We start from the raw sequence: 12,785 nt of genomic DNA, 5'->3' as shown, positions 1-12,785 counted from the left end.
TCACAGGCACCTTTCGTGGTATCTTGTCTGCTTCAGCGCCAGGAACAAACTCGCCGCAACTGGGCGTGAGACTCACAGCTGTTGTTATGGCAAAAGGGGTGGGGGGACATCGTGGCTACAGCGCCGCGTTTCATGGCCGCGAAAGCTCGTCCGTTACCGGTTCTCGTACTGGCAGACGTCAGCGGAAGCATGGGGGAGCCTCGCGAGAAGATCGATGTACTCAATGAGTGCATACGCCACATGCTCGACGATTTCGCGAAGGCCGATGTGGGGCGAGGCGCCATCCACGTCGGCGTGATCTCTTTCAGCCAGGGCGGAGCCGAACTGCATCAGAACATGGTGCCCGCGGCCGAGGCCGTCTGGACCGACCTGGAAGCGCGGGGAGGCACCCCGCTGGGCGCGGCCCTCAGCATGGCCGACACGGTGCTGCGCGACGAGTCCGCCGTGCCGGCCCGCTCCTTCTCTCCCACCATCGTTCTCGTGTCCGACGGGATGCCCAACGACGAGTGGGAGGAGGCTCTCGACCGGCTGCTCGCCTCCCCGAAGGGTTCCCAGGCCAACCGCCTGGCCGTCGCCATCGGTCCCGACATGACCGAGCAGGCCAAGGCCGTGCTGCGGCGGTTCGTCAGCGACGACACCAACGGCGTCTTCGAGGCACAGGACGTCGGGCGCATCCAGCAGTACTTCCGCTGGGTCACGGTCACCGTCACCCAGCAGGCCCGAAGCACTCGCCCGGACCGTGCGCCGGTACTCAGCCCCGACGACCTGTCCGACTTCGGCGCCTGATCCGGCCGGAGAACGCGGCGAGAGGAAAACACCCGTGGCATCGCGCTGGGATCTTGGCGGTCTGCTGCGGCCCGTCGAGGACGAGTACCACCAGTTGTGGCCGCTGTCCCACTCGATCGGAGCCGGCGGTCAGGGCGAGGTGTGGCTGGCCCGAGGCGGACGTACCGCCATCAAGATGATCACCGCGCCGACCCAGGAAGCGGCGGATGCCGTCCATACGCGGTTACGGCGCATTCAGCGTCTGCCGCTGGACGGCGTCCCCTTGGCCGGGGTCCTCGCGCTGCTCGCCCCGCCGAAGCTCGGTTATGTGATGGAACTGGCGGACGAGATGGTCCCGTTGGACCGCCTGTGCGTTCCGGACGAGGATGATCTTGCGGCGTGGTACCTGCGTACCGGGGGCCTGGAGCGCCGACTGCGGTTGCTCGCCAAACTCGCGGACGCCGTCGCCCGGCTCCATTCACGGGCCATCGTGTACCAGGACCTGTCCCCCTCGAACGTTCTGGTCTCCGCCGCACCCGAGCAGCAGGAGATCCGCCTCATCGATGTGGACAACCTCGGTCTGGTCTCGGCGGTCGAGTCCGCGCCGGTGCACACCCCGGGGTACGGGGCGCCGGAGATCGTGTCGGGGCGCAGTGGCGCCACGACGCTGGCCGACGCGCACGCACTCGCCGTCCTGGTCTTCGAGACGCTCACCGCGAGCCACCCGTTCCGTGGCGACGAAGTCCTGGATGCCGATCCCGCCTACCAACAGGAGTACGCGGACTGCTTCCGTCTCCCCTGGATCGACCATCCCACCGACCGCAGCAACGAGTGCAGTTGGGGCATCGCTCCCCGCGAAGAGGTGTTGTCCGGTCAGCTCTGGGACCTGGCCACCCGGTGCTTCGTGGACGCCGTGACCGATCCCCTGGCCCGGCCGTCGGCCGCCCGGTGGGCCGCCGCCCTGCATTCCGCGGCGGGACAGACGGTCGAATGCCCGGAATGCCGGTGGAGCTTTCGGGCCATCGCTTCCTCCTGCCTCGCCTGTGGTAGGCCCCGGGGCCGGGTCTGGCTGCTGCGCCACGGCCTGACCGGCCCGGTAGGTGTCGATGGGGAGGGCACGTCGGGGTCAGGGTCCGGTGACGACATACCCCTGGTGGAGCTGTCGGAGGTCCCTCTGCCCGACTTCACCGTGCTGCGCCCCGACGCCGAGACGACACTGACCGCCCGTCACACCTCCCCCGCTCCGGACCGGCCGGACACGGTGGTCGCGCAGTTGCGCTCTCAAGGCCAGGGCGTGACGGTGACCAACCTTTCCCGCGACAGCCTCTGGCTGGACCACACGGACGGTCGGCCCTGGCGGGAGATAGGCCAGGGAGGCCAGGCGACCGTACCCGTCGACGGACGGCCCTGGACGCTTCACTTCGGCAGGCAGGGCGTGATCCACCGCTGGGTACGTCTGGTGGCTCTGGAGGCGAGCAAGTGAGCGTGCGACCCAAGCAGCCGGTCATGCCCGCCCGCATGCCAGGGGAACCCGTACTCGTCTCCTTCCTCTGGCATCGGGTACCGCAGGGGTCGGCCGATCGGTCACTGCCCGACGGCAGCGAGGTCCGCCTCTACCGACGGCCCACAGGACAACTGGACCTGGTCACCGACTCCGCCACGTTCGGGATCACACCCGCAACTCCGGAGGACGCACGGAAACTCGACCAGGTCCAGGCAGCCGAGACCACGAGTGTCACCGTCACCGCGCATCCCGTAAGGCCGCAGCCGCCTGCCCCGGTTCCCGCGCCTCGACGTCGTCATGGGGCCCTGCCCCCGGCGGCGGCCGACAGTCCGTTCACCTTACGGGTGCACATCTACGCCCCTGCCGTAGGGCTGGCGGTACCGCTCAGCAACGGGCTGCTCCTCGATGTCGATGACGCGGTCCTGGAGGACGCCGCCAAGTACACGGGCCCCGCGGACACCGGCAACATCGGTTCCGTCATGGCATTCCTGGCTCGTGAACTTCTCCTGGAGCCCCGCCCCGGGGCTCCGGCGGACGCCCGGCGCATGGTGGTCTCGGCCGGTCCGACCGGCAGCTTCGAAGCCGGCTTCCGTGTGCATGGACCGGGGCTCATGGCCGACGTCGAGAAACACAGCGGCGGCTACCGCATCGTCCGGCTGCTCAGAGCGGTCCACGATCAGCACTCCACCGTCCAGAAGGCGTTGGCCGTCGGATCCATCGACTTCCGTGACATGACCGCCAGACAGCGGGATCGCGAGCGGATCCAGCAGGGCCTCGACCTGGTGGCCAGCCAGGATGGTTACCTGGCCATGTGGGACAGGTACCAAGAGCTGGAGGCGCGCCACATCAGGAGGCGCCTGCGTGACTTCGGGACCATCCGCTACACCGACGTCAAGGTCGAGTCTGACGGCCGCTGCGCGTTCACAGTGGACCTTCGCCGTGCCCTGCCCCGTACCCGAGCCGCGCTGGAGAACACGGCCGCGGTCGAACGCGTCGAGATCGAGGCCGCCCCAGAGGTTCCGGCCTCCGTGACGGACACCGCGATGAGCGACCGGGAATGGCTTGTGGCGTCCCGTGCGCAGAAGGTGCGGGCGTGGGTCGGTGAACCGCTGGGATACGACAGTGTCACCGAGGTCCTGAGGCTCACGGCGACCCTCAACAACCAGCAGGACCCGCCCCCTCAGGGGTGGCTCTACCTGGCTCACCGCGGTGACCAGCGTCGACTAGACCGGCGCGAAAAGGCCATGCAACAGCTGCGCACGCACGGAACACACATTCCCGCGCTGCCGACGCTGCTGGAGGGGGGTGTCTGGCCGCAGCCGGCCCCACGGCGGATCACCAAGCTGCTGCCGTCCGCCCTCAACTGCTTTGCGCCGCACGGGCCGACACCGGCCCAGCGGGAGGCGGTGCTCGCCGCCCTCAACACGCCGGACGTCGCGATCATCCAGGGACCGCCGGGCACCGGCAAGACCCAGGTGATCGCCGCTCTGGTCAACCAGTTGGGCGATCTCGCCCAGGGGGGAGCCATCGCCGGGAGCACCCTGCTGACAAGCTTCCAGCACGCGGCTGTGGACCATCTCGTCACTCGCGGCTGGGTCTTCGGGCTTCCGCCGCTCAAGGTGGACTCGCGCGGCCGGGGAAGCAAAGTGGCGCTGGACACCTGGCGCATCGAAGCGGCCCGCGCTGCCGACCTGCGGCTGCGTGAACGCCCGGCAGGGCCCCATCTGGCCGCTCGGCGGGCCGCCGCCGAGCTGGCGGCCACCTACCGGGCGGCGCCGGTCCCGCCCGAGTTCCTGCCACACTTCCTCGACCAGGTGATCACCCAGCTCGAACACGTCGCCGAACCGATGTTGGTCGCTGAACTACGCGGTCACCGGGACCGAGCCGAGCAACAGCGCGTGCGAGCCGCCGCCGTGGCCGACCGCGATGTGCGCGCGGACCTGCTGCCCTACATTCGGTCGTTGCGTTGCACCGCCACCGGCTTCGACGACGACGGTCCGCGCACGGCCCGAGCGCTCCTGGTACGGCTCGAAATCGCCGACAGCCCACTGTTCGACGGCATCTCGTACCGGGAGCCGCTGCGTGCGGCGGTCGACGCCACCGCACCGCAGACGGCACTGCTCGACGCGCTCACCACGCTGCGCGACACCCTGATCGACCGTCTCACCGCGCGCATCCGGCTGCCGGAAGTCACCGTGGCCGATCCCGCGATCGTCGATCTCCTCGACCGGCTCGCGGCCCGACTCGCCGAAGCGGTGACCCGGTCCCCCGACGCCATCGCCGCGGCGCTGCTCGATTACCGGGACGACCTGCGCAGCGATCCGGAAGGCGTCGACGACACCCTGCGCGCCTATACGGTGTCGCTGGCCTCGACCTGTCAGCAGGCCGTGTCCAAGGCCATGGTGGAGAGCGGCGGCCGTCAGGACGGGGTGTTCGAGTCGGTCGTCGTCGACGAAGCGGCTCGGGCCAACCCGCTGGACCTCCTCATCCCCCTCGCCCAGGCCCGGCGCCGCATCGTGCTGGTCGGCGACCACGCCCAGCTTCCCCACATGCTGGAGCCGGACGTGGAGCGCGAGCTGGCTTCGCTCGGTGACGACGTCCGTGACCGGCTGCAGGAGAGCCTGTTCCAACGACTGGGCCGGCGCTGGGAGCACGGTTCGCCCGACGGACACACCCGGTTCGTCCGCCTCGATACCCAGTTCCGTATGCATCCCGTACTCGGCACCTTCGTCAGCGACAACTTCTACGAGGGCAAACTACGCAACGGCCGCGAGGCGGACGATTTCATCCACGAGATCGACCGGTACGGCGAGGTTCCCGCTGTGTGGCTTTCCGTACCACAGTCCGCTGGTGGCGAGAGCAGGCGGGGTACGAGTCGGGCCCGGCCCGCCGAAGCCGCCGTCATCGCCGCGGAGATAGCCGCGTTGATCGAGCGGCATCCGAGCACGACCTTCGGTGTCATCTCGTTCTACGCCGCCCAGGTCACCGAGGTGTGGAAGGAACTGAAGAAGGTCGGGCTCGCCGAGTTCACGGAGGCGGGCGGATGGCGTCCCGTACCCCGGCTCAGCCGCGATGAGGACGGCACGCCGCTCGACCGGCTGCGGGTCGGCACCGTCGACGCCTTCCAGGGCATGGAGTTCTCGGTCACCTATCTGTCCACCGTGCGCAGCTGTGTCCCCGACGCGCGGACCGACACCAAGCGCGCCTACGGGCACCTGACCGTCACCAACCGACTGTGCGTCGCGATGAGTCGCCAGCAACGACTGCTGGTCGTGGTGGGGGATGACGACATGTTCGGACCAGCCGGCCCGGACGCGGTCAAGCCCCTCGCCGCGTTCCTGGAGCTGTGCCGGAAGGAGACGAGCGGCCGTGTCGTTCGACCGTGAGACCCCTGTTTTCCAGCTGGCCCTGCCGCCTCGCCGGCGGTACCGGCCTGTCCTGCTGCCCGTATGGGTGCATCAAGTGACGGCTCCGACCGGCTACTCCCGGACCCTGGACGTCTTTCAGAACGTGGTGCTTCGCCTGTGTGCCGCCGGAGTACGAGATGTCGGCGATCTGTCCCGGTTGATCGGACTGGACACCGCCCTGTGCCGCACGGTGATCGCCCGGCTGGTGGAGGGGCAGCTGATGGGGCCCGGGCTGAAACCGACCGAGGCGGGGCAACGCACCGTGGCCGAGGGGGAAGTCGCGGAGACGGAGCCGCGACTCGCCCGTGTCTTCCAGGACCCCGCCACCGGAGGACTCCTGCCTCGCATTTTGGTCGCAGATCCTGTCCGTGCCGATCTGAGGGCGCACCGCGGTCGCTGGGTCACCATTCAGTTCGGTACTGCCGGCGCTTCCCGGGAGGTCAGCGCGCTGACGCTGCGGGCAGGCGGCTCCTGGTTGCGCCCGTCGGAGCGTGACGTCCTCGACGCCTGCAAGAATCACGATCTGGCGGCACGGGGCCTGCGCGGTACTTCCCGCGAGCCGGTGGACTCTCTGGGGGCGACTCGCCGGGTCGGGTTCCACGGAACGGCGAACCCGGCCCACGTCGTGTGCTACGTCGTCGAGGGCAACGACGGGTCCGGGCGTATGTGGACCGTCGAGGACCCGTTCGCGGTCGGCGACGGGCGTTTCTTCGCGGATCTTCTGGCCGCCCGTGCACAGGCGGACGAGCAACTGGGCCAGCTGATCGACGACATACTCGGAAAGAGCCGCCGCGAGCGGACCACCGCGGCGCGCAAGGTCGACCGGGAGCTCGCCGAGGACGCCCGCGCCGATGTGGTGCGGATGCTCGGCGAGGAGGTCCGCGACCACCCGGCGGTGCTGACCCACCTGGCGGACATCGAACTGGCGCTCCTCAAGGACACCGCTCGGGAACGGGAGAACGCGGCACGCAACGCCATCCGCGTCTTCGAGTGCATCCTTCCCGACCTCAACGAGCGGTTCCCCGCCCAGATTCCACCGTCCAGGGAGCCGGGAGTGCGCGAACGGGCGTTCGTACTGACCGCGCAGCGTCTGGGCGCCGCATCCGTGCCGCCGGAGATGCGCAAGTACTGCACCCGGCCGGCCGGAGGACTGGCCGGAGACATCATCAGAGCCGTGTGGGCGGCCGGGGAGGACGCACAGCATCCGTTCGCCGCGTTCCTCCGCGAGTGCCCCACCCTTCTGGAAGATCTCGACCGATCACGCATCCTGCGCAACAACGCGACGCACGGACCGACCGGCGCACCGGCCCCCGATGAGCTGGAGCACATCCGCACGCTCGTGTACGACGCAGCCCGCCACTTGCTCGGTCTGAGCAGCGGCAGAATCACAACCGGCAAGAGGTGAACCGACGTCATGGGGAAGAGGCAGACGCGACCGCGTCAGAAGGGCAAGGGGAAGGTGTGGCCAGGGCAGCCACCCGCTCCTCAGCGCACCGCGACCGCGCGTGCCCGTCAATCGCCTCCGGCGGCTGCCCCCGAACCGGAGCGTACTGACGACACCGCCGCGCTGCTGGCGGAGATCCGGCAGGTCGCGGATGAGGCCCAGGTGGCTGCCGCGGGGGAGGCCGGATCCGACGGCGCGACCTCTGACCTCGTCACTTCCTGGCAGCTGTACCGCGCGATCGCCGAGCGCCAGGCCGACGCGGTGAGCAAACTGACGGCACGGGCAGAAGCGCTCCACGCCGAGCAGGAGGGCCTCACTGCGACGGTCGCCCGAAGAGCCGAGGAAGCCGCTGCCCTGCGGGAGAGCGAGGCCGCGCTGGACGCCCGCACGGAACTCCTCGACCGCAAGGAACGCGAGCTGTCCGACCGCGAGCAAGCGGCTGAAGCACGGGTCACTCAACGCCGCCTGGAGGCAGGCCGAGAGCTGGAGACCTGGCTGACGGAGCAGCGCCGGACTGCGGTTGCCGCCCTGGACACCGAGCGCGAGGACCGGCAGACACGGTGGAACGAGGAGCAGCGTCGCCTGGCCGACACGCAGACGGCTTTGGATCAGCGGGAGAGTGAACTCGCCCGGCGCGAACGGGACCTGCGATCCGCGCGGCTCCGGTTGGAGGACGAACGCGAGGACATCGACCACCTCAAAGCCGCGCTCCAGGAGCAGCAGGCCACCCGCGCGGAACGGTTCGAGCGCGACGTGACGAGCCGCACGGGCCAGCTGCTTCAGGAAAGGGAGGAGAACCGGAACAGGCTGGCCGCCGTCACCGAGGGAAACGAACGCCTCAGCGCGCGTCTCAACGAGTACGACGGCGCACTGGCGTCTCTGGGGGGTATGACCCTCGAGCAGGTCGTCGAGCGCCTATCCGAACTTCGGGCCGAGAACGCCCGCCTGCTGGAGGAGAACGCCTCCGCGCCCAGGGCCGACGCCCAGCTGCTGGGGCAACTGCGGCAGCAGGTCACGCAACTGGCCGCTGACAATGAGGAGTTGGTCCAGGAGCGTGGGGAACTGGAGTCCGCGCTCCAACGCGACCGCATCGCGGTCAGTGAGCGCCAGAACTACGTGGAGGCCAACAACTGGCTGCGTGCCGCCAACGGTCAACTGCAGCAGCTATTGAACGAGGAAGCAGCCAAGCTCCGCACCACGGCCCAGGCCGGTAAAGAGGGTCACGCGTTCCCGGCGTGCTCGGCGATGGACCAGGAGTACGGCACGCCCCAGCCCTTCGACGCGCGTACGCCGGACATGCCCGAACTCGTAAGCCACATGCAGGCCGTCATCCGCCAAAAGGCCGGTCTCTCCTATCGCCTGTCCGATCTGCGTCTGGTCCTGGGGGGCATGGCGATGAGCCGGCTCCATCTCTTCCAGGGCATCAGCGGTATCGGCAAGACCGGTCTGGCCCGCGCGCTCGCCATCGCCTTCGGCAGTGACAGCAGTGCCGCCGTGGTGCCCGTCCAGGCCGGCTGGCGCGACCCGCAGGATCTGATGGGCTACTACAACAGCTTCGACCGGCTCTTCTACGAATCCGAGTTCACCAAGGCCCTGTATCGCGCGCAGTGCCCTGCCTTCAGGGACCGGCCCTTCTTCATCGTCCTCGACGAGATGAACCTCTCCCACCCCGAGCAGTACTTCAGCGGAGTGCTGTCGGCCCTGGCCATCAAGGACCAGCCCAGGCTGGCGCTGACCACTGCGCCGGTCAGGAACCCTGCAAAACTGATCATCGACGGAACACACATAGCTGTCCCGGACAACGTCTGGTTCATCGGAACCGCCAATCACGACGAGACGACCGTCGGCTTCGCCGACAAGACCTACGACCGTTCCTTCGTCCTGGAGTTGCCCTGGCGACACCCGGAGCTGCCGGAGACCGCGCCCGCGTTCTCGGAACCGCTCGGTCTGCAGGGCCTCAGTCAGCTCTTCGACAAGGCGCAGGCCGTCTACGGCGCGCAGGCCGACGGCATCATCGAATTCCTCGACACCCACTGGCGCAGCCGTATGGCGGACGAACTGCGCATCGGGTGGGGCAACCGGCTCGAGACGCAGATCAAACAGTTCGCACCCGTCGTGGTCGCCGCCGGGGGCAGCCCGGGAGAAGCGCTCGACCACCTCCTCGCCACCCGCATCCTGCGCTCGGTCCAGGGACGGTACGACATCCATGCCGACACCCTCGACACACTGCGCGACGACCTCGTCGAGAGCCTGACGCGGCTCGACAGCGCTCACGAACCGGAGGCGACGCGGCGGCTGCTGGACGACGAGCTCCGCACGCGTGGTCGGCAGTGAAGCGGGAAGCGGTCGAGCCCGAACTCGACTCCCTTCTCGTCCGTCATCTGCTGGCGCTGTCGTCCCTTCTCATGGAAGCCACCACTCTCGACGGCTGGCTGGCCATGCCGCCAATCGTCCTCGATGTCACCGAGGAAACCGGGCCCCTGCCGATCGAGGACGTCTTTGAGCGCGAGTCCGGTGCGTTACGCGCGGTCTGTAACCGCCCGTACACGCGTCTACGGACGGTGGAGGAGGTAGTGCCGACGTCCCGCGTCCGCTCGATCGCGGCCGGCGCCGTCGCACGCCTGGCCTCCCGTCCCGAGGACTGGGCCGCGCACTCGCTCGCCGGCGTGCGCCCCAGCCGGCTGCTCGCCCGGCGCAGCGAGGAGGACACCGACATCTACGAGAACCGGGTCGCCGGGGCTGTCCTCACCGCGATGCGCTCGCACCTGCAGCAGCGGATCGCCAAGCTCAGGGACCTGAGCAGAATGGTGAACGATGTGCACGGTCTACTCATGCCCTCGCAGGAGACATCCTGGCGGGCTCGGCGGGATCTGGCCGGTCTGCTGAGAAACATCGAGGATTCCGGGCGGCAACGAGCCGCCGCGGTCGCGCGATTGCGGACACTGGAATCGTCCCTCGCGGTGGTGGAGATCATGCTCGGCTCGCCGTTGGCGCGCGCGGTCGACCGCCGCGCCGCCCCGCCCCGCGAACTGCACGCCACGAATCTACTCAGCAGAGACCCGCATTACCGAAGAGTTGCTCTGCTCTGGCAAGCCTGCACCGCCATCGCCACCGTGGGCGCCGGAGATGTGGAGACCGACCGCAGACGCCGAGAAGCGCACATCGCTTTCGAACGGTTCACAGCCCTTCTGCTCGCCCTAGCCTGCAAGTTGGCCCAGGCCATTCCGGATGAGAATCAGTCGGCGCCAGCTCCCGGCCAGACCACCCACTTTCGCCTGCGCGGGGAGCCGTTGACGATCACCTGGACCCGGTCAGGCGACTTCTCCGTTATTTGGTGTGAGCGTCACGTGCTACGTGTAATTCCGTTCGCAGCCGACCTGTGCTCGGCTCCCGACGCAGCGTCAATCACCACGTCAATCACAAACGTCCGCCGAAACCGGCTGACCAGCGACTTCGACAACGACCTCATCGTCTATCCGGGGCTGCTTCAGGAACGACAGAACGCAAAACCCGATGTCGTCCAGGCTACTTATAGAATCGGACACTTCGACGGCGGTGCCACTGGACAGCAGGTGAGCGTTGCTCCTCTGTCCCCTCTGGATATTTTCAGCGTCAGCCGCCTGGTCCGAGCTATCCAATGGGCCACCTTGGGCACCGACGTTCGCCGCTACCCACGCACCGCAGGAATACCCGCAAGCCACCGCTCCGCTTTGACGAACTGTGGCTGGCTCGAGCCCCGTCCCGACGGTGTCGCGGTCTTGCGTACCCCAAGCCCGGACGAGCTGGAACAACTACCCACGCAACTCAAAACAACCCTAAGGCGGAAAACCAACGTTAAAGCAGACGAATATGAAGCCCAACGGATGCGCACCACTCTCGAAACGTTGAGAGATGCAGCTGCAAAGACCACCCTTTTCACGGTGTGCCCCGTGTGCGGCAAGAGAGGCTCTCAACACCAAACGGAGTTTGAACCTCGCGAAGGCGGATTGTTCAGAGCTTCCTGCTCTTCATGCCGTACCCGTTGGGAACTCCGCCGCTGTCGGGCCTGCAACCAGACCTTCCCGTTGATGGACCCTGATGGCACTTCCGCCATCGGCGCTGCCGAGCCGGACATCGATCGCCGCTTCGGTGGTGCCATGTTGGCAATTCCGTGCTGGGCGCCGGAAGGCAAGGGTCAATTTATCTGCCCCGCATGCAGCACCTGCGGTCAGATAACTCGAGCAAATTCCTGCCCACGCGGATGTTCAGTTCATGCACCGGACTAGAATGGATACAAATCAGGTTGCAGGCGACCGCCACTAGCGTTCCAAGCACTTAATTTATGCTTGATCTGAGCCTGCCCGTAATCGAGTTCGGTGGAATCGAGGATAACTACGCGGCAGCGGCAGCCCCGCGTTTCGGTCCAGATCTGCACTTATACCATGCACTGGGATACGGCAAGCGACCTTCGCCGGCGTCTGGACCGACTACGTGGGTACCGAATATTGCGTCGGCGTAGTTCAGTCCGGCTGCAGCAAGCGGGAATGATCACGGCTACCGTCCTGGAACGAAAACTCGGCATGGACCCCATCAAGTTCACTCCCGCGGACCGGGCGTTCCTCGCCGCTCTGCTGATCCCCCTGCCACGCCAGGCCCTGCGTCGACTCCGGCTACTGGTCCGGAGCGACACCGTGCTGCGCTGGCACCGCGACCTGACCAAGCGGCGTCACGCCCGCACCTGCCGGCGGCAGCAGATCAGAGCCGCGGCGATGCCGCCGAATGCCAGGAAGTGGTCGGCCTTGTGCTCGTAGCGACGGTGCAGGCGGCGACACCCCGACAGCCTGTGGGTGCTCGAAACTCGGCCACCTCTGCTGACCTGGCTTTGCGATCCAGCCAGGTGTGGCGAGATCCCGGGGCATGGCTCTGCGACTGCGGCAGCGGAAAGCGAAGGTGCCTTCTGAACTGGGGCGATGAAGCTTGATCTGGGCTTCATTTCGTACCGGCAGGAAGGCACTTTTTGCACGCACACGCGGAAACCGACGGCGGCGGCTCACAACACTGCCAGTCCACACCAACGGGCCGCCTGCACACAGCACAGCCGTTTCGAAGATCCGGACCAGGAGCGGACCAACTCGACTGCACACCAGCTGCTTCCGCCTGTCACCGCAGGTCAGAGGCGAATGACGCCTGTACGACAAGCAGACGAAGAATCTTCTGGTGTCGTACTCGCCGAAGAAGCTCGGGTTCTTCTAGACCTACGAAATGAGGCGCCTGACCTGGGCTTTTGCCCGTCAGGCGCCTCTCTCTCGACCCGCTCAGAGCAAGGCCCGATTTACGTCGTAACCCCCAGTTCCTCCCACCGCTGGCCCGGTCCTGCCCAGTTGTTCCGGACCAGTCACGGACCAAAACCCCACTCACCCCTCAGGCGCCGCGCCCCGGCTGGCGCCGGTCCCACTCCGCCATCAACTGCTCGATGAGACGGTTGGCCTGCTCCCCCACCGCGTCCGGGAACTTGGCGTAGTGGCGGAAGAGGACTTCGATGCTCTGGCCCGCGCGGCGAGCACATTCAGCCGGTCCACACCGGAGTACAGCCAGAACGAGATCCCAGCGTGCCGCAGGTCGTAGGGCCGCTCGGCCAAGCCGGAGGTGAGTTCGGCGCGAGTCAGGGCATCCTTCCGCGCTCGCG

7 protein-coding genes are annotated in these 12,785 nt (G+C 67.6%); all 7 read left to right on the top strand.

What is annotated here, in order from left to right:
* Nucleotides 1–132: 132 nt before the first annotated feature.
* Nucleotides 133–786, top strand: a complete 654-nt coding sequence (locus tag ACF1BH_RS22950) for a VWA domain-containing protein (RefSeq protein ID WP_391644996.1) — start codon at nucleotides 133–135, stop codon at nucleotides 784–786.
* Between the two features lie 34 nt (nucleotides 787–820).
* Nucleotides 821–2,248, top strand: coding sequence for a lipopolysaccharide kinase InaA family protein (locus ACF1BH_RS22945; RefSeq protein ID WP_391644994.1), 1,428 nt, complete (start codon nucleotides 821–823; stop codon nucleotides 2,246–2,248).
* Nucleotides 2,245–5,655 carry a DEAD/DEAH box helicase gene (locus tag ACF1BH_RS22940; RefSeq protein ID WP_391644992.1) on the top strand — a complete coding sequence of 1,137 codons (3,411 nt, stop codon included), beginning with the start codon at nucleotides 2,245–2,247 and terminating at the stop codon, nucleotides 5,653–5,655. Before ACF1BH_RS22945 ends, ACF1BH_RS22940 begins: the two co-directional genes overlap by 4 nt.
* Nucleotides 5,639–7,081, top strand: a complete 1,443-nt coding sequence (locus ACF1BH_RS22935; protein ID WP_391644990.1) for a hypothetical protein — start codon at nucleotides 5,639–5,641, stop codon at nucleotides 7,079–7,081. Before ACF1BH_RS22940 ends, ACF1BH_RS22935 begins: the two co-directional genes overlap by 17 nt.
* A gap of 9 nt (nucleotides 7,082–7,090) precedes the next feature.
* Nucleotides 7,091–9,454: a hypothetical protein gene (locus ACF1BH_RS22930; protein WP_391644988.1), complete on the top strand. Its 2,364-nt coding sequence runs from the start codon at nucleotides 7,091–7,093 to the stop codon at nucleotides 9,452–9,454.
* Nucleotides 9,451–11,385 (top strand): DUF2357 domain-containing protein, encoded by a 1,935-nt coding sequence (locus ACF1BH_RS22925; protein ID WP_391644986.1) that lies wholly within the window; start codon nucleotides 9,451–9,453, stop codon nucleotides 11,383–11,385. Before ACF1BH_RS22930 ends, ACF1BH_RS22925 begins: the two co-directional genes overlap by 4 nt.
* Before the next feature lie 294 nt (nucleotides 11,386–11,679).
* Complete coding sequence (locus ACF1BH_RS22920) at nucleotides 11,680–11,910, top strand: hypothetical protein (protein WP_391645355.1); 231 nt, start codon at nucleotides 11,680–11,682, stop codon at nucleotides 11,908–11,910.
* The last annotated feature ends 875 nt before the right edge of the window (nucleotides 11,911–12,785 follow it).

The sequence above is a fragment of the Streptomyces sp. NPDC014733 genome (assembly GCF_043083385.1).
GTDB lineage: Bacteria > Actinomycetota > Actinomycetes > Streptomycetales > Streptomycetaceae > Streptomyces.
This window is presented reverse-complemented; position numbering and strand designations above follow the sequence as displayed.

What these genes read in the sequence shown, in the direction of transcription:
- ACF1BH_RS22950 (WP_391644996.1), top strand. Translation starts at nt 133, where the DNA reads ATGGCCGCGAAAGCTCGTCCGTTACCGGTTCTCGTACTGGCAGACGTC.
- ACF1BH_RS22930 (WP_391644988.1), top strand. Translation starts at nt 7,091, where the DNA reads ATGGGGAAGAGGCAGACGCGACCGCGTCAGAAGGGCAAGGGGAAGGTG.
- ACF1BH_RS22920 (WP_391645355.1), top strand. Translation starts at nt 11,680, where the DNA reads ATGGACCCCATCAAGTTCACTCCCGCGGACCGGGCGTTCCTCGCCGCT.